The following is a 23,330-nucleotide window of genomic DNA, read 5'->3' as shown; positions in this document are numbered from 1 at the left end:
GCATCAATATGATTCTTCTCTCTTATGAATTGGATGGAATATTCACCCATTGCTGCTTCTGGTTGCTTTCAAAGATTTTACTGCACAACACCATTTCATGGAGTCCATCCTCAAAGGTGGCATACTCACGGATGACTTTAGGATTGTCAATGCTGTTATACACATTGGCAAAACACTGCTTAAAGGCGTCGGGAAAGCCCTCCAGATGACCGAAAGGATAAGCAATCAGAGGCCTGGTATTGGGATGAACCGTTGCTATGCCTTTTTCCATCACCTGGTTGCAGCTGTCCCGCTGGCCGATGGTCAGCTGATTGCAGACTTCACTGTTCCACTCCGCAGATTTCTTGTAGCCGCCTACCAATAAGTCGATTGCCACGGATTTGCCTGCGATTACCTGGGAGAAGAAGGCGCTTCCCTTTGCGCCGTTGCTGAACCGGAACATAACACTGGCATTGTCTTCTGTATCAATGGCAATGTCCTCATAATCTTCCTCTGCGAATTTTTCCTTTGAAAAGGCAATTACATGTCCCTTTGGTTTTTTGCGGGTCGGATGAATCGTTGAAAAATCTGCATTCACTGCAACGATTTTCTGACCTGTCACATATTCGGCCAGATCCATCCAATGAGAGCCGATGTCGGCAACAGCGCGTGTGCTGCCGGATTCGGAAGAATTCAGACGCCAGCTGTAATCAGTCTCGTACAATAGCCAGTCCTGGGTATAGCTTCCGGTAATAGAGAAAATTTCCCCTAATTCACCATCCTGAATTACATTTTTTAAATGGTTGTTCATGGGATAGAAGCGGTTATGAAAATTAATGGCCGCGATTAATCCGGTTTCCCTGGCTTTTGCTGTCAGTGCCTGGGCTTCTTCTATGGATACGCACATGGGCTTTTCGCAGATAATGTGAACTCCGTGGTTCATGGCGTACATTGCGATTTCAAAATGAGTATTATTGGGAGTGCAGATATGTAACACATCCAGTTTCATGGTATCGATCATCTGCTTATAGTCGGTAAAATACTGCGGAACATTCAGAGACTCAGCCGCTTCTTTTGCACTGATTGTATCGGCAAGAGCCACGACTTCAACGTTTCCAAGACGCCTAACGGTTTCAATGTGGACCCGTCCGATAAAGCCGGTTCCAACAACTCCCATTCTGTAAATTTTCATATTCCATTCCTTCTTTCCTTATTGGGTTGTGATTTGTATGGATAAAAAGCCATCATAATAATCCTTCCATAGAGCGGGATCCTGAGGCTGATATTCACGGCAGGGAAATGCCTCCTTTACCAGGGCCCGTCCTTCTTCCACAGACCGGATCTGTCCGTCAGCCATGAGCTGCATCATAATATTGCCTATGGCAGTGGCCTCTGCAGGACCGGCATATACGGGGAGGCCGCAGGCATTTGCAGTGAATTGGCACATCAGCTTGCTTTGAGCGCCGCCGCCTACAATATGAATGCCGGTAAATGTTTTTCCCGTATGCTTTTCCAGCAGCTTTAAATTCCATCGGTATTTGCAGGCCAGACTTTCGTAGACACACCGCACCATTTCTCCTACAGAAAGGTGTACATCCCCATACCGTTTCCGGCAATTGTTCCGGATCTTCTCCGGCATATTTTCCGGAGAGAAAAAACCTTCCTCATCCACATCAATGACATATTGAAAGGGGGAAGCCAAAGCGGCCATTTCCTCCAGCTGTGAATAGGAATAATCCGTTCCCCGTTCCCGGTAATAGGCTCTTATCTGCTGAATGATCCAGGTTCCCATGACATTGCGCAGGATCCGGTGATGGCCATGGTAACTGCCTTCATTTGCAATATTGTATTGAAAGCCATACTCATTGATGATGGGAAGCTCTGTCTCGGTACCGATCAGGGCCCAGGTCCCGCAGCTGATCATGGCATGGTCCTGGCCGGCCTGGGCAGCCAGAAAGGCGGAGGCAGTATCGTGTTCACATACGGCGGCGATCTGAAAGCCTTTGGTGTTTAGCTGGGCATTGAATTCTTCCGTAGTTTTTCCTATCATAGTTCCGGGATAGGAAATATCCGCAAAAATATGAGAAGGGATCTGGTAACGGTCTAAGATGACCGGACTCCAGGTCTTTAGATCATAGTCATACAGCTGACTGACGGAAGCCAGTGTGTATTCGGTCTGCTGCCGGCCGGAGAGAAAATATATCAGAAGATCGGGTATGAAAAGTAATTTGTTCCCCTCTTGATAATAATAGGTCTGTTTTTCAAAATACATGGAGGCCAGCTGCATCAGTGTATTAAAACTGGCATTCTGGTTACCGTTGACACGGTACAGCTCTGAGGGAGACATGATGCCGTATATTTCTCCGGCATGCTTAATCGTCCGGTCATCCCGGTAGCAGTGAACCTGAGAAAGCAGTTCTCCTGCCGGTGAAACAAAGGCATAGTCGTTGCAGAAACTGTCGATGCCAAGTGACCGTATGTTATCCCCGGTAATGTTTACCGCAATGCGCAGGCCATGAACCAGCTCCCGGTAGATTTCCAGGATGTTCCAGTACAGGCCGCCGGAGAGTGATACCGGGCCATGTCCGAACTGGTGCAGGGTCCGAATGGACAGGCGGTGATTCTCGTAGGTGCCAAGTACTATTTTGCCGCCGCTACCGCCTAAATCAAATGCAACGTAATTCATAAGGTTCCTCCTGGTGAAGATTGTTATTTTGCTGCAAGAACCTCCACATTGGAATATTTTAAATAAGCCAGCTGGGCCAGATCCGTTTTGCTGTCCGTAATTATATAATCAATTTCGGCTAGGTCCATTAGATATACCTGGCCAACCTGATTGAATTTGGTGTAGTCGGCTAACAGGTATTTGGTCTGGGAATGGAGAAGCAGAGCCTTTTTTATATCGATTTCGTGGATCCCGGAATCGGTTATATGGTTGCTGCTGTTAATTCCCGTGCACGAGAAAAATGCTTTGTTTGGATAATAGTGTGCAGCGTTTTCAATTGCAATATTCCCATAAATGGACAGGTTTGAGTTTTTGAAAATTCCGCCCAGGCATACAACGGTATGATTTGGGTTTTGGTTTTTGGAGCATTCAAGCAGAAAAGATATGGAATTTGTTATAAAGGTGACCTGGATATCCGGAGGTATGTATTTGTACAGAGATAAGCAGGTAGAGCTGTTATCAATGAAAATGGTATCTCCGTCCTGAATGACCGAAGCAGCCGCTTTGCAGATCAGCCGTTTTTCCTCCACATTCTGAATGTTCCGGACCTGTATGGGTGATTCATAGTTCTTCCTGTGATCAGGGGACAATGCCCACTGTAAGACAGCGCCGCCGTGAGTGCGCTTCAAAGCGCCGGATTCTTCCAGCTCGCACAAGTCTCTTCGTATGGTTTCCCTGGAGATATGGAAGAATTGGGCTAATTCCGCTACGGTAACACTGCCATTGCTCTTTAGCCGATACATAATTTCCGATTGACGTTCCAAATTGTACATACCGTTAACCCTTTGCTGTTAGTATAAAGCTTTATTCCTTTCCGATCAAGCTGCTGGTGATGGAACAGAACGCATCGCATTCAATCCGCTCCAGCATACTGTAAGCTAAATAAATATTCGGACCGGATACAACCACGCCATGAAGGGGCAGGATCACGCCGATGGGCTTTTTCATGGCCAGTTCCCGGTGATCTTCAAAATACTGGTAAACATTCATGGAAAGCTCAGGAGTATAAGCTTTGGTGTACTCAATACAGCCCACATAGCCTCTGCCCATGGTAGCTTCCGTTAAATTGGGGATAGGAGCGGATTTTGCCACAAACGGCATACAGTAAAAGGGATGGGCATGTATGGTGCATCCGATCTCCTTGAAATTTTTTAAAATAAGGGCATGCATCAGGCCTTCCCTTGAAAGCTTTCCCGTACCTTCCAGGATGTTCTCCTCGTAGTCGATCAAAAGGAAATCCTCGGGTTTTAATTCACAGTGTTTCTGCTCCGACATCAGGGACGGACTGATTAAAATCCTGTTTTCATCTGCACGCACGGCAAAATTACCGCCTGCGGCGTTGGTTAACCGGCGTTCCCACATTAATTTAGCAACCTTGCACATCTCTTCACGCAATTCGATATAGGATAAATTACTCAATGTTAACACTCCTTTTCTTATTTATAATGTAATTTTCGTTATCTGTACCTGTGATTCCAATTCCCTTGCCCGGTTTAAATCAAAGCCAACCGAGGACGAGGATTCCGCTGTGGCGGCAGAAATTGCCGTGGCCAGACGTAATGTATTGGAAAATGAATAATTTTGCTTCAAGCCATAGATAATTCCAGACAGGAAGCAATCTCCGCAGCCTATGGTATTTTTAACCGCGATCTTAGGCGGCTGTACCCGGTAAATTCCTTCCGGTGTTTTTACAATGGAGCCGTTTCCGCCTAAAGAGACCGCTATAACGGGAATGCGGTACTTTTCCAGGGATTGAATGGCATGGATTATTTTTTCATCCGTATCCAGTGTTTCATTGCAAAGGCTGGACAGTTCATCCAGATTGGGCTTGATTAAATAGGGGGATTCCTGAATGCACTGTCTTAAAGTCTCTCCGCTGGTATCCAGAAAGACCTTTAAGTCTTTGTCCTTCAGCCTCCGGATTATGGTGTTGTATATGGCAGAATCCGGACAATTGGTTGCGTCACCGGACAGAACAAGATAGTCTCCATCGTTAATCTGACTGATCATGTTTTGGATCAGCTGGTCAAGCTCCATCTGTTTCAGCAATACGCCTCTGGAAGCTAAGGTTGAGCAGTGGCCGTTCTCTTCTATAATTAAATAGTTGGTCCGGCTGTCTGTATCAGCGGTCTCATCCATAATAAAATTAGTAAGGATTCTGTGCTCATTCAATAAATGAATGATTTTTTTTCCTGTGGGACCATGGGCGATTCCAAAAGCAGCACTGTCCAGACCGAGAAGTTTCAGATTAATCGAAACATGAGTTCCTTTGCCGCCAATGGTGTCATCGGAATACTGCAGCCGGTTGGTTATGTCCTTTTGGAAATGTTCTAAATACAGAAGCTTGTCTATGGCAGGATTTAAAGTTACGGTATGTATCATTTCTTAGGTATACTCCTTTCCCTGATGTATTTTTGCTGGAGTGTGCGTTTTTGACCGTAATATTTGCGTATACGATTAAAAAATAAAGAAATCATTTAACTCCAACCACATAGTAACACGAAACGGGCACAAACGCAACATTAATTTTGATTATCTTTTAAAACACACAAAAACGGTTATCGTAATTTGTGCAAATATGACAAAAAAGAATGATATTGAAAATTTTTATTGAAATAAACGTAAATACATGATATATTACACACATAAACAAAAACAAACGCACAAATGCAAATAGGAGGACGATATGGATTACAAAAAAACATTACTAGAACCAATTAAAATAGGAGACCGGATAGCACCTAACCGTTTTTTTATTCAGGCAATGGAATGTAATTCGGAAGATGAAACGGGCAATCCCTCGGAGGAGACAACAGAAAGATACTGTAATCTGGCAAGAGGAGAGGCAGGACTTATTTCCCTGGAAGCGATTACGGTGACCAGAGAAAGCCGCGCCAGAGATAATCAGCTGACGATTTTGCCTAAGAATGAGAAACCATTGACCGCTTTTGTGGAAAAGGTCCATGCAGCCAATCCGGAATCCCTGTTTATATTTCAGCTGACACATTCAGGGGAAATATCCAATCCGGCATTTTCCAAACGGGTGACGCCCAATCCTCTTCCGGGATATGGCGGAGAGCTGCTGACGGAAGAAGATGTTGAAAGGATCATGGACAGCTTTGTGACTGCGGCAAAGATTGCTTATAACGCCGGAGCGGATGGCATTGATATGAAGTTATCCCATGGATACTTGGGATGCCAGATGATTCGTCCCCACAATAGCAGGGACTGGAAGTACGGCGGAAGCTGGGAGAACCGGAGCCGGTTTGCTTTTGAATTAATTGAGAGGATACGAAAAGAAATACCGGACCAGAAGTTCCTGGTGGGCTCAAAAATATCAGCCTGGGAAGGCTTTCCGGGAGGCTTTGGTACAGATGGCCCCGGTTCGCCTATCATGGACTTAACAGAACCGCTGGCTCTGATCAAGGGCCTGGAAGAGAGAGGGGCTAACTTTATTATTCAGTCTGCAGGCAGCCCGTCCATTACCATCAGCCTGACCCAGGTGGACAGACATATTCCATACTATGCTTATCTGCACCAGTATTGGGCAAAGGAATTTCGAAAGGTGCTCAAACCGGAAACCGTAGTCATAGGCTCCAATTTCTCTCCTTATCGAAATGGAAAGAATGACTTGTGTGCGGTAACACCGGAGGAGAGCAATCTTCTTAATTATGGCGCATGGTGTGTTGAAAATCATGTGACCGATATGATCGGTTTGGGAAGACAGTCATTTGCCGATCCGTTTTTACCGAAAAAGCTCAGGGAAGGAAAAGAAGAGGAAATCAAGTTCTGTCTCCTCTGTGACAAATGTCTGGAGCTGCTGATCCAGCAGAGCAAAGTAGGATGCTGTGCGTATGATAAGGCTGCCCATGAGGAACTGGTCAGAACGCGCAAGGAGAAAGGTAACTTAAGGATTCATCATACCTAAGTGGTGATCAAATAAAATTTAACTTATTGGAGGAGGAACAATGGTAAAAAAACTAGGAGTGCTTTTCATGACAGTGGTCCTGCTGGGAAGTATGGTTGCTGGATGCGGACAAAACACATCGAAAAGCGGAGGCAATGATGGAAAAGAGAGCTCAAGCGCAGCAGTAACCAGTAAAGAGGATCAGACTTCAGCAAGTGCAGAGGAGAAATCTGCCGGCCTGATCGGTATTGCCCTTCCCGCGGCCGACCACGGCTGGGTTGCAGGAACTATTTACTATGCGGAACAGAAATGTAAGAGTCTGGGGCTTGATGAGGGAAGCGGCTATAAAATAGTAACTTCCGCCAATGTAAATGAACAGGCCAATCAGATTGATGAATTGATTGCTCAGAAATGCTCTGCAATTGTTCTGCTGCCCCATAATGATGAAGTATCCGTAGCGGCACAAAAAATCATTGATGCAGGAATCAAGCTGATCGTATTTGACCGTAAGGTTACAGGCGATTATACCGCTTATGTTGCCGGAAATAATGCCGGCATCGGTACGAATGCAGCAAAATACCTGGGTGAAAAACTGGGCGGAAAGGGGATTGTTGCGGTCATGTCAGCTCCCAGCGTTGGCTCTGTCAGCGTAGAACGGACCGAGGCCTTTAAAAAGGAAATAACGGCATCCTATCCGGATGTCCAGATGATTGAAGTTTCTGCTTCCGGATTTACTCAGGAAGCCGGTTTGTCCATGGCTACGGACATGCTGGTGGCAAATCCTCAGATCGATGCGGTATTCTCTATTGATGATGAGCCTTCTCTGGGGATTCTCCAGGCAGTCAAGGATGCCGGCCGGACCGATGTGAAGTACATATCCGGGGGAGGCGGAGCTCAGTCCTGGTATTCTAAGATTCAGAAGGAAACCGATATCAACTGCTTTACTGAGACCTACAGTCCTTCCATGATCAGCGATGCAATTCAGGCGGCAAAGGATATTCTGGATGGGAAATACGTACCAAAGGATACCATCATTGAACCGTCCACTGTTGATTTAAGCAATGTTGCAGATTTTGTGAATTCAGATTCCCCATATTGATGAAAGAATAAGGGTGCAAAAAAAGCAGGCTGTTGTATTTCCGGTGAGATATACGACAGCCCTGCTTTCAACAGGAGTGAGTATTATGAGCGAATACATAATCAAAATGTGCGGTATTGAAAAAACGTTTGGAGCAAACTGTGTGCTGCATCATGTGGATTTTTCTTTGAAAAAAGGCAGCATTCATGCCTTGCTTGGAGAAAACGGAACCGGAAAGACGACGTTAATGAATATACTGGGCGGGGTAATTCCGGGAGATGCAGGGGAAATTGCAATTGATGGAGCTGTCAATAAAATCGGAGACCGAATGCATGGGAATCTGAATGAGATTGCATTTATTCATCAGGAACTGACTCTGATCAATGATTTAAATATTTATGAAAATCTGTTTTTGGGCCGTGAACTGAAAAAGGGCGGCCGGTTGGACAAAAAAAGTATGTATGACCAGGCGGCGGAAATCCTGGGCAGAATGAAGATCGATCTGGATCCGGCTGCAAGAGTGGAGGATATCAATGCCTCATATAAGCAGATTGTAGAAATAGCAAGGGCATTGATGAAAAATTCGAAAGTTATCATTATGGATGAACCTACCACATCACTGACCAATGTGGAAATTGCCCATGTGTTTAGTATCATGAAGGAATTGAAATCACAGGGAATCAGTTTCGTATTTATTTCCCATAAATTAAATGAAGTAATGGAAATCTGTGATGCGTATACGGTAATGAGGGATGGCTGTGTGGTCAGCAGCGGAGCTGTTGGACCTGATATTTCGGAACAGCTCCTGGCAAAGTATATGGTTGGTAAAGAACTGTCCTATAATGATTTATATATGGAAAGAACAATCGGCCCGGACATCCTGAGGGTAGAAAATTTATCCAGAGCCTCAGAATTTTCAAATATTAATTTTCATGTGGGCCAGGGAGAAATTGTTGGATTTACGGGACTGCTGGGAGACGGCAGATACGAGGTCTTTAATACTGTCTATGGCTGTAATAAGCAGTATACAGGGAATATTTTTATAAGGGATTCCAAATATAAGATGGACAGCACAGTAAAAGCCAAAAAGCTGAAGATTTCTTATTTGCCAAGAAACAGAAAAGAGAACGGCATTATTAAGGATTTAAGCATTGCCCATAATCTGTCCATATCCATTATAAAAAGGCTGCAGAAGCGTTTCTTTATTGAAAAGAAGAAAGAGAAACAATTCAATCAGGATTATGTGGAGAAATTAAATATCAAGCTGAATCATTTAAATGATCTGATCGTGAGCCTTTCCGGGGGAAATCAGCAGAAGGTTATTCTGGCCAGGGCGCTGAGCTCCAATCCGGATCTGGTTATCCTGGATAATCCAACCCAGGGCGTGGATATCGGAGCAAAGCTGGAGATATACGGTATTATCATGCAGCTTGCAAAAGAAGGAATGAGCTTTGTTGTTCTTTCCAGCGAGGCCCAGGAAGTGCTCATGCTGTGTGACCGGATTTATGTTATGTATCACGGGGAAATACGAAAGGAATTCCCTCGGGCAGAAGCAAATGAGGAGAATATTATGATTGTTGCCACAGGCGGCAAGCTATGAGGAAGATGGAAAGGTGGTATACAATGAAAGGAACTGGTTCATCAAGAGACTGGAAAAAGACAGCCAGCGATAACAGCGCTCTGATTGCATTTGTTGTACTGTTTCTTTTGGCGGTGGCATTGAAAGGGACAATGTTTCTGTCCTGGAACAACATTATTAATATTTTAAGAAACAACTCGATTATTGGTATTATCGCTCTGGGCATGACTCTGATCATTATTACCGGAGGAATTGATTTATCCGTGGGATCCCAGCTTGCCATGATCGGGTTTGTGGCAATTAAGGTGCTTAATACGACACAGAGCATTGTGCTGACCATACTGGTATCTGTGGCAACCGCAATTGTTTTCGGCTTTTTAACCGGAGTTCTGGTGGCAAAGTTCAGAATTCCCGCCTTTATCACTACCCTTGGAACGATGACCATGTACCGGTCCATATCCCAGTATTTCCTCAATGGTGGAGGCGTAATGGCCAGCGGAGAAAAAATGGATGCCTACATAAAAATATCCAATACCAATTTATTCGGCAAAATCCCGATGCCAATCATATACTGGGTGATCTGTGTGGTCATCATCCATCTGCTGGTCAACCATACCGGAATAGGAAGACATATTTACGCAGTGGGAAGCAATGAAAAAGCTACGTTGTTGTCGGGAGTATGTGTCAGCAAGGTGAAGTATTTTGTGTACACAGTATCTGCAGTTTTAGTTGCCGTTGCCACCATAGTGGAAACCTCCAGACTGGGGAGCATTAATTCCTCGTCTTCCGGCTCCAGCTATGAAATGGATGCCATCGCTGCGGCCGTCATCGGCGGAACCAGCATGTCCGGCGGCAAGGGAAAGATCCTGTTTACCGTTTTTGGCACACTGACCCTGGGGATTATTAATAATATGATGAATCTGCTGGGTGTAAACGCATTTTTAGTCGGTGCGGTAAAAGGTGGGATCATCATTGTTGCAGTCCTTTTACAGACCAGATTAAATAAAGAATAAGGGCGGAAAATGGAATTATACCGTGATCAGTTCCACGCCATAGTTGGCGAGATAGCTGCAGCTGCTTCTGTCTGCCTGACTGTCGGTGATGATATAGTCTATATTGTTGAAAGAGGATAAAAAGATCTGTCCGTCTTTCTCGAATTTGCTGTGGTCTGCCAATACAAACACCTGGTTGGACAATTCGATCATCAGCTTCTTTGTTTCCAGCTCCTGGATGCTGGAATCGGTGATCATACGGTTGGCAGAGATTCCGGAGCAGGAAAGAAACGCTTTATTGGGATAATATACCTTGGCATTATCCAGTGACATGTTGCCGTAAATGGATAAGTTGGAGCTTTTGAATATGCCTCCCAGGCATATGTACATATGGTTCTGGTTATTCAATTTAGCGGCTTCCAGTAAGAACTGTATGGAATTAGTAATAAATGTCACCGGTATATTGGCGGGAACATACTGGGCCAGATAGGCCGTTGTAGAACTATTGTCCACAAAAATGGTATCCTCCGGCTGGATATAGGAGGCCGCCAGCTTGCAGATGGCCTGCTTTTCCTGAAACCGGCGTATTCCCCGGACGGATACAGGATACTTGTCCTGCATGACGGCACTGTTTGTTTTCTGTTCCGCGGGCATGGCGCCGCCATGGGTCCGGATCAGGACTCCTTCCCGCTCCAGATCCCGGAGATCCCGGCGGATGGTTTCCTTTGATGTCTGAAACTGTGCGGCTAATTCGGCAACATTCACATTTTTGTGTGTTTCCAACAAATTTATGATTTCTGATTTTCGTTCTATATTATACATGGCGCCTCCGGATTCTTAATATAAAAATACTTGATTAAGCTCATAATATCAATTGTTCCGGGGATAGTCAATACATATTGTGATAATAAAAGTTGATTTATAACAGAAAAAATTATACAATAACAGAAACAAACGGGCATAAAAAGAGGAAGTAAACAAAGAACGAAGAAATGACAATATTGAGGAGGTAGCAAGATGAAACTGGGATTTTTTTCTGCTAATTTTAGTGAGAAGCCGTTGGAGGAGGTAGTGAAGCTGGTATCAGCCTATGGTTATGAAACTCTGGAGATCCCTGCCTACGAGGGCAATGGGCAACTGGAGACAAAGGACGTTATAAAGGGCAATGCCGCTTCCGATGTCCGGAAAATGGTTGAAAGCTATGGAATGTCCATACAGGCATTAAGCAATCATGCCGATTCCTTTCTGATTATGGGACCTGCCGGCAAGGAAACGGATTTTATTTACAAGGGGACCCCGGAAGAGAAGATCAAGCATGGGACTGAAAGTCTGATACGCACGGCCCAGGCTGCCAATGCCCTGGAGGTGCCCATTGTGGTCGGATATCCGGGAGTGGAAAACTGGGGAAGATTTTTCTTTTTTCCCTATGGAGAGGGCTGGAAAGAATACGAAGAACAGTTTGCGGAGCGTTTTACGCCGATTCTGGACAAGTTTCAGGAATATGGAGTGAAATTTGCCATTGAGATTCATCCAAACAGCTTTGTATATGATATTTACACAGCCGAAAAGGCGTTGGAGCTGGTAAATTATCATCCGGCGCTGGGATATAATTTTGATCCGGCCAATATTATGTATCTGATGATCGATCCGGCCATTGTAATCGACCGGCTGAAAGACAGGATTTATCATGTGCATGCAAAGGATGCGGAGCTGGCCTCCCATAACCTTCCCACAGGAGGAACTCTGATGCATGGAGATATGTCGGCATTAAACCATACCTACCGGTTCCGGATTCCCGGCTGGGGACAGGTGGAGTGGAAGCGGGTCATTACAGAGCTTTCCATGGTGGGCTACAACGGTTCCTTAAGCTATGAGCATGAGGATGTTACCATGAGCAGAATGGATGGAGTGGAAAAAGTGGCTCAGTATTTAAAACCCCTCATGATCAAGAATCCTTATGAGGGAAGAACGGACAAATTATTTAACAAAGAATAGAGGAGCAGATTCTCCATTACAGCCAATGTCAGGCCGTCCTGACATTGGCTTATTTTTTCAGACCCAATTATAGCAAAACAAGCTTATTTCCTAGCAATTAGGAAACAGATTTACTTCCAAACTCTCTTTGTACGGATTATAGTTAATATCAAAGAACCATTCGGTACGAAAGTACCGGCCGGTTAAATAATAAGAGAGGGGTTATACATATGGCGAGATTGGGTATTTCCGTTTATCCGGAGCATTCTACTGAAGAAAAGGACATGGAATATATCAGAAAGGCAGGGAGATTGGGTTATAAGAGAATCTTTACCTGCTTCTTAAGCGTTGAGGGGAAGAACAGGGAAGAGGTAATGGGCCGTTTCCGAAGACTGGCGGATGAAGCCCATGCCTGCGGTATGGAGATCATACCCGATGTGAGCCCTGCCGTATTCTCAAGGCTGGGAATCTCCTATGAGGACTTATCCATATTTCAGGAAATGCATGTGGATGGCATCCGTCTGGACGAAGGCTTTGACGGCATGAAGGAAAGCCTTATGACTTACAATCCTCATGGACTTAAAGTGGAACTTAATGCCAGCACCAAGCTGGCGTATGTGGAAAATATTATGGACCACCATCCGGACCGTGACAAGCTGGTCACCTGCCACAACTTTTATCCGCAGAAATATACAGGATTGAGCCTGAAGCATTTTAATGCCTGTAATGATAAGATGAAATCACTGGGGCTTAAGGTGGCGGCATTTGTTTCCTGCAATGCACCAGGAGCATACGGCCCGTGGCCCGTAAACGAGGGGCTGTGTACTCTGGAGATGCACCGTGGATTGCCGGTCGATTTTCAGGTGCGCCATCTCTTTGCCACCGGCTCGGTAGATGATGTGCTCATTGCCAATGCCTATGCCACTGATGAGGAACTGAACGCTTGCGCAGCCCTCAATCCCAGCCTCCTGACCTTTGGCATTCAGAGGGAGAAAGAACTGACTCAGACCGAGAGCCAGATCCTGGATTATGAGCTTAAGCATGTGGTAAGAGGTGATATGGGCGAGTATATGATCCGTTCCTCCGGACCCAGGGTTACATTTGCGGACCGGTCTATCCCTGCTGCTAATACCAGGGACTTAAAGCGCGGCGATGTGGTTATTTTAAATGAGGGTTATCCCAAATATAAGGGGGAACTCCAGGTCGTTACCAAGGACATGCCAAATGACGGCCGCAAAAATGTGATCGGTCATCTTCCTGAACATGAGCATGTTTTGCTGGATTATGCAAAACCATGGACAGTGTTCACATTCCGCACCCTTTGAACAGGTGTACTTACAGAAGAATGAAGAAAAGGGGTATTTAAACATGCAGAATAAGAGACAGGAGCAGCTGCTTGCCATATTATCTGAGCGGGGAGACTGGTTAACCAGCCGGAGCCTGGCCGGTCTTCTGCAGGTGTCGGACCGGACCATACGTTCCGATGTGGAATCCATCAACAGACACATGATCCCGCCTCCCATAGAGTCCAATGTGCGGCAGGGCTACCGCATCTGTGAAAAGGCCAGGCTATCGCCCCTTCCATCTAAGGAATCCCGTGAAGCGGGGATCCCCCAGACTCCCGGTGCCCGCTGTGCATACATAATACAGAAGCTCTTATTCGAAGTGAAAGAACTGAACCTCACTCTGCTCCAAAGCCAGATCTATGTCAGCGGAGCCTCCATTGACAATGATTTGAAGCGCATACGGAAGATGCTGGAACCCTATCCCGGCTTAAGGCTGGTCCGCAATAAGGAATGTATTTCCTTGAAGGGGGATGAGGCCGGAAAACGGCGGTTTTACAAGGATTTACTCATGGCCGAGGTGCAGGAGAATTTTCTCAACTTAAACATGCTGGCTAATTTATACAAAAGCTTTGACTTGATCGAGGTAAAGGATATATTCGTGGATGTGCTGAAGGAATACGGTTATTCCATTCATGAATCCATGTTTCCCATGCTTATGCTGCATGCCGGTACCAGCATTGAACGGATGAACTGTGCCAACTACATCAGCATGGAAGAGGAGATACAGGATTTGGAGGATACCATTGAGTATCAGATTTCTAAGGATTTTTTTGACCGCATCTCCAAGCGTCTCCACATAAAGATCCACGACAGCGAAGTTGGTATGTTCGCCCTTGTGGTCATGGGCAGAAAGGCTTCCAATTATACCGGTGATTTCGTGAATTTCGGCGGCAGCTGGCTCAGTACCGGGAAACTGGTAGGCGAGGCTCTGGGACAGATATACGCCTTGTTCGGGCTGGATTTCCGTCAGGATGAGGACCTTATCGCAGGCCTTAAGATGCATATTCACGGACTGGTTGAGCGGGTCAGGAACCAGGCCCGTATGGAGGATGTGTTTGTGGAAGGGATCAAGCGCAAATATCCTCTAGTCTTTGAGATGGGCATCTACGTGGTAGAATTTCTGGAAGAAAGGCTTGATACTCCCATATCCGATGCAGAGAGCTGCTATATTGCCCTCCATCTGGGAGCTGCCAGTGAGCGCATGAACGCAGGAAGGAAGTACCGTGCCGTCATGATCCTGCCCCACAACCAGTCTTTCTCTGACATGTGCTTAAAGAAAATTTCCGATATGTTTCGTGAGAGGATGGAAGTGGTGAAGGTCTTTGGTTATTTTGAAGAGGAGGCAGTATCCTCCCTGGATCCGGACCTGCTGCTCAGTACTTTTCCCTTAGAGCACGGTTTGGCTGTGGAGACAGTTTCCGTTAACCTGTTTGTGGATTCCGAGACAGAGTCCAGAATTCTACAGGCCATCAACCGTCTGGATAAGAAAGGATTCCGTCTGGAGTTTTCCTCCCACATGGGCAGCCTGATCCGGCGGGAACACTACCACACAGAGGTGGACTGCGCCAGTCCGGAAGAAATCATCCGCATGCTGTGCTCCGGCCTGGTACAGGCGGGTGTTGTGGAACCGGAATTTACAGATGTGGTTTTAAAGAGGGAACAGATGTCCCCTACCTCCTTTGTGAATACATTTGCAATTCCCCATGCTTTCGGAGCCTTTGCCAGGAATTCCGCCATTGCGGTGGCTCAGCTTAAAAATCCTGTGAAATGGGGCGTCTTTGAGGTACGGCTGGTGATGCTGTTTGCCATCAACAAAGGGGATGCCAGGCTGATTAAAATCTTCTTTGACTGGATATCCAACATCGTGAATCAGCCTGAAGAGCTGGCAAAATTAGCGGCTCCCTGCGAATATGAAGAATTTATTGACCGGATCATGGAGTGAATTTCCTAAGAGCTAGGAAATGCATTTAAGGAAAAAAAGTGAATCACTGCCTTATAATGATAATCAATAAAGGCAGCTTAAGTTAAGATGCAGCGAACAGAACAGTTTTGCTGCATTTTGCTTTTTATCAATACATACAGGAGGCAGCAATATGTTAGAGGGATTAGAAATGATTTGCTTTAAAATCATATCCAATGTAGGCGGGGCACGGTCCAGCTACATTGAGGCGATCCAGAAAGCAAAGCAAGGGGATTTTATGGGTGCAGGGGAATGTATCAAAGCCGGTCATGAAATGTTTCTGGCAGGACATGAGGCCCACTTTGAACTGATCCAGAAAGAGGCCCAGGGTGAGTTGGTGGGCAATTCCCTGATCCTGATCCATGCGGAAGACCAGCTCATGAGCGCAGAAAGCTTTAAAATCATCGCAGAGGAGATGATTGCCAGCTATGAGAGGATCGCAGAGCTGGAGGAGAAGGTGGGGAATCAATGACGGGAATAAAAAAATGCAAATAGCAAGGAGGATTTTACAATGAAACGAGTGTATTTATTCTGCAGTGCAGGGATGTCAACCAGCATGCTGGCGAGCAAGATGCAGAATGTAGCTGACGAACATAACCTTCCCATTGAAGTGGAGGCGTTCCCGGACGGCAAGATCGGCCAGATCATCGATGAAAAGCAGCCGGATGTGATCCTTTTAGGGCCCCAGGTCAAATACCGCTATGGTGAAATTGTGGAAAAGTACGGAAGCAGGGGTATCCCCATTCAGGTCATTGACCAGACCGATTACGGCATGATGAATGGTGAAAAGGTCCTTAAATCAGCAATAAAACTTTTAAAAGCTTCCAAATAACGGCTATTAAAAAACAGAACATTAATAATAGCAAAAACAAATAAAAACGGGGGAATAACAATATGTTAAGTAAATTAGAGTCAATACTCATGCCTTTGGCAGAGCGGATCGGAAAGAACAAGTATCTTATTGCAATTCGTGACGGCTTCCTGCTGTCCATGCCGCTGTTAATAGTGGGTTCCTTTTTCTTGTTAATTGCCAATTTCCCGATTCCCGGGTGGACCAACTTCTGGGCAAGGTTCTTTGGGGAGAACTGGGATGCCTACTTTGCCAAGCCAACCGATGCCACGTTCTCAATCATGGCAATGCTTGCAGTCGTTGGCATCGGCTATTCCTTTTCCGAACAGATGAAGGTAGATAAGCTGTTCGGCGCTGCCGTATCACTGGTATGCTGGTTTTTGATCATGCCTTATAAGATCATGGTAAATGATACTGCCGTGTCCGGCATTCCCCTGGGCTGGGTGGGTTCCAAGGGAATCTTCGTAGGAATTATTGTGGCATTCCTGTCTGTGCATATCTATGCGTGGGTCAATAAAAAGGGGTGGATCATCAAGATGCCTGACGGTGTCCCGCCGACTGTGGCAAAGTCCTTCTCCGCCCTGATTCCTGCCGGAATTTCCGTACTGGTGTTCTTCATCATAAACATTATTTTTGCCATGACCCCATATGATAACGCATTCAACTTTGTGTTCACCATCCTGCAGACTCCTCTCCTTAAGCTGGGCAACACCCTTCCGGCTATGGTAATCGCTTATATTTTCCTCCATCTTTTCTGGTTCTTCGGAGTAAACGGCGGTTCCGTGGTAGGGGCGGTATTCAATCCCATCCTTCAGACCCTGTCTGCGGAGAACCTGGCTGCATTTCAGGCAGGCCAGCCGCTGCCCAATATTATCTCCCAGCAGTTCCAGGATTTATTCGCCACATTTGGCGGCTGCGGCTCCACCTTGTCGCTGCTGATCGCAATGCTCTTTTTCTGCCGTTCCAAGCGTATTAAGGAGCTGGGAAAACTGGCTTTTATCCCGGGCCTCTTCGGTATCAATGAGCCCATCGTGTTTGGTCTGCCTATTTTGCTGAACCCAATGATGCTCATTCCTTTCATGCTGGTGCCCACCATCAACATTGTGATTTCCTACTTCTGTATGAGTATCGGCCTGGTTCCTCTGTGCTCTGGTGTAGCAATCCCGTGGACCATGCCTGTCATCCTCTCCGGGTTCCTTGCAACCGGCTGGCAGGGAGCCGTGCTTCAGTTGATTCTTCTTGTTCTGGGCGTATTCATCTATATGCCGTTCATTAAGATGATGGATAAACAATACATAGAAGACGAGACCAGAAAAACTGAGAAAACCGACGATGACGATATTGATCTTAACGATCTTTCTTTTGATGATCTATAAAATGAGGTATACGGTATGAAGCTTATTATGATATATGACCAGATTCAGTCAGGACTTGGAACCAAGGACGACACCATGGTTCCCCTTACAGGGAAAAAGGAGCCCATCGGCCCTGCAATCATGATGGAACCTTTCTTAAAACAGGTGGACGGACACGTAATGGCCTGCCTGTGCTGCGGCAATGGCACATACCTTGCCGATCCGGAGGAGGTCAGCCGCAAGCTTTGTGCCATGGTAAATAAGCTGCAGCCGGATGTGGTAATGTGCGGACCGGCCTTTAACTATGCGGACTACGCACAGATGTGCGCCAAAGTAGCCTGCGATATCAACGCCACCACCAAGGCAAAGGCATTTGCAGCCATGTCTGTGGAGAATGCAGATACCATTGCAGCTTATAAAGATAAAGTATGGATTGTGGAGACGCCGAAAAAGGGCGGTCTGGGCCTTAATGATGCCTTAAGAAATATGTGTATTCTGGCCAGGGCCTTAGCCGACGGTGCGGACACTTCAGAACTGATTCATGAATTCTGTTTTAAATAAAAGGAGGCCTTTGCAATGTGGGGTATGATAGCAACCTGGCGTATGGCTGTAGAAGGAATCACAAAGGGAGCTGAGATGCTGAAAGAAAGCGGCGACGCGGGAGATGCCATTGAGGCGGCCATCCGTCAGGTAGAGGACTTCCCTTACTATAAATCCGTGGGCTATGGCGGACTGCCTAACGAGGAAATGGAAGTGGAAATGGACGCAGCCTATATGGACGGCAGCACACTGGATATAGGAGCAGTGGCTGCCATCAGGGACTTTGCCAATCCGGTGTCGGTTGCCAGGCGTCTGAGTCAGGAGAAAGTCAACAGCATGCTGGTGGCTGAGGGAGCCGAAAAATTCGCCCACAAGGAAGGCTTTGAGCGCAAAAATATGCTGACAGACCGGGCAAAGGCACATTACAGGAAGCGGATAAAAGAGATGGCGGCCCAGGCGGCCGCCAAGGAGCTTAAACCTTATTCCGGTCATGATACCGTGGGTATGGCATGCCTGGATGGAAAGGGTAAGATGACGGCGGCCACCTCAACCAGCGGCCTGTTCATGAAGAAAAAAGGCAGAGTAGGTGATTCTCCCATATCCGGCTCCGGCTTCTATGCCGACAGCAAGAAAGGAGCCGCCAGTGCCACAGGCTTAGGAGAGGATCTGATGAAAGGCTGTATTTCTTATGAGATCGTCCGCCTTATGGGAGAAGGAATGCATCCCCAAAAAGCCTGTGAGACAGCGGTGAACCGGCTGGATAAGGAACTCCGGGAACGCCGGGGCGAAGCCGGTGATATATCCCTCATTGCCATGAATCCTAAGGGAGAGTGGGGGGCTGCCACAAATATCGAGGGATTTTCTTTTGCAGTGGTCACGGATGAGCTGGAACCCACGGTTTATCTGGTAACCCGCGGGGAGGACGGCCGCTGCACTTATGAAAAAGCCTCTGAAGAATGGATGGAAACTTATATGAAGACGCGCATGGCACCTATAGAGGATTAAGATATGGGATATGGAAAGATTGAAAATGAATCAGATAAGAAGATACTTGACTGCGTGGACCGGTTAAAGGACCGGTTCATCAGCAGTGTCCTGGAGCTGGTGCGCATTGACAGTGTGGAAGGGGAGGCTTGTGAGGGAGCTCCCTTTGGCACTGGTGTGAAGCGCGCTCTGGAATGTGCCCTGGATATCAGCGGACAGCTGGGATTTGACACCGTGAACCTGGATCATTATATTGGTTATGCCCAGTATGGCAGGGGAGAAGACTATGTCTGCGCCATTGGTCATGTGGACGTTGTCCCGGCGGGAGAAGGCTGGAAGCAGCCGCCTTTTTGCGGCTATATGGAGAATGAAGTCATTTACAGCAGGGGAGTGCTGGATAACAAAGGGCCGGTCATGGCCTGTCTCTATGGTCTGGCCGCCATTAAGGAGGCCGGACTTACCCTTAAGAATCCGGTGCGCATCATCTTTGGCTGCGACGAAGAATCCGGATTTGAGGATCTGAAGTATTATCTTTCAAAGGAGAGGCCGCCCCTCTATGGATTCACACCGGACTGCAAGTACCCGGTGGTTTACAGCGAGCGGGGAAGGGCCATGGTGCGGATTACAGGCGGTCTGAAGCAGCTGGAGTCATTTTTTGACTTTGTAAACAAATATTTTATCGGAGCCGGGAATACAGGTGACAGGCTGGGGATTGACTTCTGCCACAAAGAATATGGCACGATGGAGATGCGGGGATATAAGCTGAGTGTGGTTCCTGGCAGTCTGAATGGTAAGAGCCAGGCGGCCTTTGATGTCACCTTAAGCTATCCGGGAGGCGTTACCATAGACGAAATCATGAAGCGCATGGACAATAAGGTCGGAGTAGAAGGGTTTAAAGCCCAACTCATACAGAATTTTGGCCCGGTGGTATTCCCAAAGGACACGCCTATGGTTAGGGCCATGCAGGAATGCTATGAACTGGTCACAGGGCAGGACGGTACCCCGGTGACCACCACAGGCGGCACTTATGCTAAGGCTATGCCGGGCATTGTCCCCTTTGGTCCAAGCTTCCCGGGACAAAAAGGCATCAGCCACAATCCCAATGAGTGGATGAGCGTGGAGGACTTAATGACCAATGCAAAGATCTATGCACTGGCCTTGTACCGTCTGGGACAATTATAACAAATGGAGCATGATTATGTTGGAGGCTTGAAGCAAATCCCCGCCGCTTAATCTTTTTACAATTCATCTATCATATCACTTGATTATCGGATAACGGATAATCGTTTTCAATTTATCGGGAGATGTTTTGCGTGGGTCGCTTAAATACAATTCATGGTGTTTACGATTCTCTGAAAGGTCAAGCTTATATCCCGAATCAGTTATGAAGGTTTTTAAGGTTTGAATCGTTGCAGGTTCGCTGTCATAAGGGCCAGTGTGCATAATTTGAGCACAAAGTCCCTCATTAAAAATTTCAAGCCGCGCAATAGAAGAATCGAGGTTTGGTTTCTTTTTGACTAGACTCTTTTTTGCCGCTTCAAAAACTTCCGGCGTAACAAAATCAGGCATCCGTATCATGGAAGTCCAGCGAAACGCGCTCTTTTCTGTTATGCCAATTTCAAAATCGTCTGCATCCTTTGACCATAATCCTTCCAATGGGGGAACAACAAAATCATAATACCCTTTGGGTTGATTGCCGCCCATTTTACTCATTTTTACAGTATAGGACAAGCCGTATAGAACTTGTAAAGCAGTCTGGTATGCTTCGCTTTTATTTGGGTCGCCTCGCCCATCAATCATAATGAAAACCATTTCCGGCACTTCAATGACGGACGGTTTTGCGTCGGGTTGATATAAATCTTTTTGCGTCTTTTTGAAATCAGTCGCCATAGGAGATACCTCCTTTCGCAGTTTTATTTTGCTTCTTCAATACAAGATATATAACTTATACCACATATAACTGGACAGCTGTATGTCATATTAAGATGTTTTTGTTTAAATATCATTTACCCATTCAGTGTCAAGCGAATTAATATTACTGTCCGTTCGTCCCGGAGTTCGAGCTTCAAAAGATCTATATTTATGTTTTTATAAATAATATCTTCTCTTATCTTTTCCCTTCGCTCTTTTCTTATATTCTGAATATCATCACAGACCTCCTTGATTCCGGGTGAAAAGGAATTTTCATGGCTGTTGAAAACCAACAAAAAATTGTTTGTTAACAAAGCGTGTCAAGAAGCTTGCCTGTATGACAGAATAAGGATAAAAGAATATCGAAATATAGGAATAAACAAAATGAGATATATAAGCATTGAATTTTACTTTTGTATGCTATAATATTCTAAATGATGAAATGATATATAAATGAGGCAGCGCAGTGCTAAGACAAGGAGAATGATTATGGCAATTGAAAACGTAAAAGCTTTTTTTAAACAATACAACATGGATACCCGAATTCAAGAATTTGAAGTGTCCAGTGCAACCGTAGAACTGGCTGCATTTGCACTAAACTGTGAACCTGAAAGAATTGCCAAAACGCTTTCTTTTATGGTAGACAGACAAGCAGTTTTAGTGGTTACTTCCGGCGATGCGAAGGTTGACAACAAAAAGTTCAAGGAGTATTTTTGCACAAAAGCTAAAATGCTTTTACCTGATGAGATTACAGATTTGGTGGGACACGCAATTGGGGGTGTTTGCCCTTTTGCTGTTAAAAGTGACGTTGCCGTCTATCTTGATATATCCCTCAAACGGTTTGAAACGGTCTATCCGGCCTGTGGGAGCAGTAACAGTGCCATTGAGCTTACAATAAAAGAATTGGAAAAATACTCTGGTTATTCACAATGGATTGATGTGTGTAAGGGCTGGAATGATTAATTTATGGCAGCTTGCCTTGCAAAAGCATAAAAATGTGCAGAAGGAGCGTTTATGGTTAAAATCGATTGTCTGGGCGATATGTGCCCGGTACCTGTTTTGAGATTAAAAAATGTCATTCATTCCATAAAAAACGGTGAAGAATGTATGCTGGTAACGGATCATAGCTGTACGATTACTAATATTGAAGCTTTTTGCAAGGCAAATGATTTAAGTTATGCTACGGATGAAGTCATTAACGGGGTATGGGAAATCACCATTTATGCTAACAAATAGTCTCTTTTAGTATTGTTTCAATGTATTTGATGAGCTTTGAAGATTCACAATTGAGAGGGCCGCTTGCTGCATTTTTTACGGAATAATATTCATTATCAAATTCCAGGCATGGACATTCAATGATACGAAGCTGCTTATTGTAAATTTCCTTCTTGATAGCCATATAGGGGAGAAATGCAAGGCCGAAGCCGTTGATTGCGGACAGTTTAATGGATTCCGTGGATTCAAGAGTATAAGGGATATGCAGCTGATTGATGCGGATTCCGTTTTTGTTCAGCATTTTATCCAGTACCTGTCTTGTTTTTTGGGTTTTTACCAGCATCAGCAGCGGGTAATGATAAAGATCCTGGCAGTCTAACTGGGAGGGAACCTTCATTTTTTCCCCTGCAACCAGAAAAACCCGGTCAGAAAATACCTTTTTGGCAGACAGATTTTTATCCTTGGGCTTACCGATGATAATTCCCATATCAGCAAAGCCTTTTGATATTTTTTCTTCTATGATTCTGCTGGACATCATTTCCATGTTAAGCGTATATTCCGGATATTTGTTTTTTACATGGTAAAACGTGCATGGCAGGGCATAAGAATATACGCAGGGAGAAGCAAGGATGTGTATGGCTTTATTTTGATTCTGTGCGTTGGTGATATCAGCCACCATTCTGTCATAGGACGATAATATCTCAAGAGCGCGGTTATAAACAATCATACCAATGTTAGTGGGAATCACACCCTGATAGTTCCGCTCAAAAAGCCGTGCGCTGAATTCCTGTTCCATGACTCGCAGCTGCTGGCTTAATGCGGACTGGCTGATATTCATCTGTTCGGCAGTTTTAGAGATGCTGCCGGATTCCACAATTTTTATAAACATGTTCAGGTTATGAATGTTCATGTTAACCCGCCTTTCTGAATTTAAC

23 protein-coding genes are annotated in these 23,330 nt (G+C 45.6%); 15 read left to right on the top strand and 8 right to left on the bottom strand.

The annotated features are described in order from the left end of the window. Positions 1-22: 22 nt before the first annotated feature. The 5 genes from K401_RS0128500 to K401_RS0128480 are packed head-to-tail and all read right to left on the bottom strand — an operon-like array spanning position 23 to position 5,086. The gene (locus K401_RS0128500) at positions 23-1,171 is read right to left on the bottom strand and encodes a Gfo/Idh/MocA family protein (RefSeq protein ID WP_024296140.1); all 1,149 of its coding nucleotides are present in this window, start codon (positions 1,169-1,171) and stop codon (positions 23-25) included. Positions 1,172-1,189: 18 nt separating this feature from the next. After that, a complete protein-coding gene (locus tag K401_RS0128495; protein ID WP_024296139.1) occupies positions 1,190-2,665 on the bottom strand; it encodes a rhamnulokinase in 1,476 nt (491 codons plus the stop codon). Positions 2,666-2,688: 23 nt separating this feature from the next. Continuing rightward, complete coding sequence (locus tag K401_RS0128490) at positions 2,689-3,477, bottom strand: DeoR/GlpR family DNA-binding transcription regulator (RefSeq protein ID WP_024296138.1); 789 nt, start codon at positions 3,475-3,477, stop codon at positions 2,689-2,691. Positions 3,478-3,508: 31 nt separating this feature from the next. After that, the gene (locus K401_RS0128485) at positions 3,509-4,123 is read right to left on the bottom strand and encodes a class II aldolase/adducin family protein (RefSeq protein ID WP_024296137.1); all 615 of its coding nucleotides are present in this window, start codon (positions 4,121-4,123) and stop codon (positions 3,509-3,511) included. Positions 4,124-4,144: 21 nt separating this feature from the next. Then, positions 4,145-5,086 (bottom strand): 1-phosphofructokinase family hexose kinase, encoded by a 942-nt coding sequence (locus tag K401_RS0128480; protein WP_024296136.1) that lies wholly within the window; start codon positions 5,084-5,086, stop codon positions 4,145-4,147. Positions 5,087-5,390: 304 nt separating this feature from the next. Here K401_RS0128480 and K401_RS0128475 point away from each other — a divergent pair, with 304 nt between their 5' ends. The 4 genes from K401_RS0128475 to K401_RS0128460 all read left to right on the top strand — a co-directional run bounded on the left by K401_RS0128475 (position 5,391) and on the right by K401_RS0128460 (position 10,281). Further along, positions 5,391-6,632, top strand: coding sequence for an oxidoreductase (locus K401_RS0128475; protein ID WP_024296135.1), 1,242 nt, complete (start codon positions 5,391-5,393; stop codon positions 6,630-6,632). A gap of 40 nt (positions 6,633-6,672) precedes the next feature. Continuing rightward, the gene (locus tag K401_RS0128470; RefSeq protein WP_024296134.1) at positions 6,673-7,710 is read left to right on the top strand and encodes a substrate-binding domain-containing protein; all 1,038 of its coding nucleotides are present in this window, start codon (positions 6,673-6,675) and stop codon (positions 7,708-7,710) included. Between the two features lie 85 nt (positions 7,711-7,795). Beyond that, entirely contained in the window at positions 7,796-9,289 is a 1,494-nt protein-coding gene (locus K401_RS0128465) for a sugar ABC transporter ATP-binding protein (RefSeq protein ID WP_027352279.1), read from the top strand. Further along, entirely contained in the window at positions 9,286-10,281 is a 996-nt protein-coding gene (locus K401_RS0128460) for an ABC transporter permease (RefSeq protein WP_207641467.1), read from the top strand. Before K401_RS0128465 ends, K401_RS0128460 begins: the two co-directional genes overlap by 4 nt. Positions 10,282-10,296: 15 nt before the next feature. Here K401_RS0128460 and K401_RS0128455 read toward each other — a convergent pair whose 3' ends face one another. Then, positions 10,297-11,082 (bottom strand): DeoR/GlpR family DNA-binding transcription regulator, encoded by a 786-nt coding sequence (locus K401_RS0128455; RefSeq protein WP_024296132.1) that lies wholly within the window; start codon positions 11,080-11,082, stop codon positions 10,297-10,299. 195 nt (positions 11,083-11,277) lie between these two features. On the opposite strand from K401_RS0128455, the gene K401_RS0128450 reads away from it, so the two are divergent. From K401_RS0128450 to K401_RS0128410, 9 genes are all read left to right on the top strand, one after another. Beyond that, positions 11,278-12,255, top strand: a complete 978-nt coding sequence (locus K401_RS0128450) for a sugar phosphate isomerase/epimerase family protein (RefSeq protein ID WP_024296131.1) — start codon at positions 11,278-11,280, stop codon at positions 12,253-12,255. A 209-nt stretch (positions 12,256-12,464) separates the two neighbouring features. Beyond that, positions 12,465-13,559: a DUF871 domain-containing protein gene (locus tag K401_RS0128445; RefSeq protein WP_024296130.1), complete on the top strand. Its 1,095-nt coding sequence runs from the start codon at positions 12,465-12,467 to the stop codon at positions 13,557-13,559. A 43-nt stretch (positions 13,560-13,602) separates the two neighbouring features. Continuing rightward, on the top strand, positions 13,603-15,522 hold the full coding sequence (locus K401_RS0128440; RefSeq protein ID WP_024296129.1) for a BglG family transcription antiterminator: 1,920 nt from the start codon (positions 13,603-13,605) through the stop codon (positions 15,520-15,522). A gap of 151 nt (positions 15,523-15,673) precedes the next feature. Next, positions 15,674-16,012: a PTS sugar transporter subunit IIA gene (locus K401_RS0128435; RefSeq protein ID WP_024296128.1), complete on the top strand. Its 339-nt coding sequence runs from the start codon at positions 15,674-15,676 to the stop codon at positions 16,010-16,012. Between the two features lie 39 nt (positions 16,013-16,051). Then, positions 16,052-16,372 (top strand): PTS sugar transporter subunit IIB, encoded by a 321-nt coding sequence (locus K401_RS0128430; RefSeq protein WP_024296127.1) that lies wholly within the window; start codon positions 16,052-16,054, stop codon positions 16,370-16,372. A 62-nt stretch (positions 16,373-16,434) separates the two neighbouring features. Continuing rightward, positions 16,435-17,766 carry a PTS cellobiose transporter subunit IIC gene (celB, locus tag K401_RS0128425; RefSeq protein WP_024296126.1) on the top strand — a complete coding sequence of 444 codons (1,332 nt, stop codon included), beginning with the start codon at positions 16,435-16,437 and terminating at the stop codon, positions 17,764-17,766. A gap of 15 nt (positions 17,767-17,781) precedes the next feature. Further along, complete coding sequence (locus K401_RS0128420; protein ID WP_024296125.1) at positions 17,782-18,306, top strand: GrdB-related putative oxidoreductase; 525 nt, start codon at positions 17,782-17,784, stop codon at positions 18,304-18,306. 15 nt (positions 18,307-18,321) lie between these two features. Continuing rightward, positions 18,322-19,290 (top strand): glycosylasparaginase, encoded by a 969-nt coding sequence (locus K401_RS0128415; protein ID WP_024296124.1) that lies wholly within the window; start codon positions 18,322-18,324, stop codon positions 19,288-19,290. Between the two features lie 3 nt (positions 19,291-19,293). Beyond that, entirely contained in the window at positions 19,294-20,451 is a 1,158-nt protein-coding gene (locus tag K401_RS0128410) for a Sapep family Mn(2+)-dependent dipeptidase (protein WP_024296123.1), read from the top strand. 75 nt (positions 20,452-20,526) lie between these two features. Here K401_RS0128410 and K401_RS0128405 read toward each other — a convergent pair whose 3' ends face one another. Then, positions 20,527-21,159: a GyrI-like domain-containing protein gene (locus K401_RS0128405; RefSeq protein WP_024296122.1), complete on the bottom strand. Its 633-nt coding sequence runs from the start codon at positions 21,157-21,159 to the stop codon at positions 20,527-20,529. A 510-nt stretch (positions 21,160-21,669) separates the two neighbouring features. Between K401_RS0128405 and K401_RS0128400 the strand changes: the two genes are divergently transcribed. Together K401_RS0128400 and K401_RS0128395 are read left to right on the top strand one after the other, a co-directional pair. Beyond that, on the top strand, positions 21,670-22,143 hold the full coding sequence (locus K401_RS0128400; protein ID WP_024296121.1) for a YbaK/EbsC family protein: 474 nt from the start codon (positions 21,670-21,672) through the stop codon (positions 22,141-22,143). Between the two features lie 51 nt (positions 22,144-22,194). Further along, positions 22,195-22,416: a sulfurtransferase TusA family protein gene (locus K401_RS0128395; RefSeq protein WP_024296120.1), complete on the top strand. Its 222-nt coding sequence runs from the start codon at positions 22,195-22,197 to the stop codon at positions 22,414-22,416. On the opposite strand, the gene K401_RS0128390 is transcribed toward K401_RS0128395, so the two are convergent. Beyond that, entirely contained in the window at positions 22,406-23,305 is a 900-nt protein-coding gene (locus K401_RS0128390; RefSeq protein ID WP_024296119.1) for a LysR family transcriptional regulator, read from the bottom strand. The two genes, K401_RS0128395 and K401_RS0128390, sit on opposite strands and share 11 nt — an antisense overlap. Between the last annotated feature and the right edge of the window lie 25 nt (positions 23,306-23,330).

It is taken from the genome of Lacrimispora indolis DSM 755, from assembly GCF_000526995.1.
Classification (GTDB): domain Bacteria; phylum Bacillota; class Clostridia; order Lachnospirales; family Lachnospiraceae; genus Lacrimispora; species Lacrimispora indolis.
Note: the sequence above shows the minus strand (reverse complement) of the source record. Positions and strands in the feature narration are given on the sequence as shown.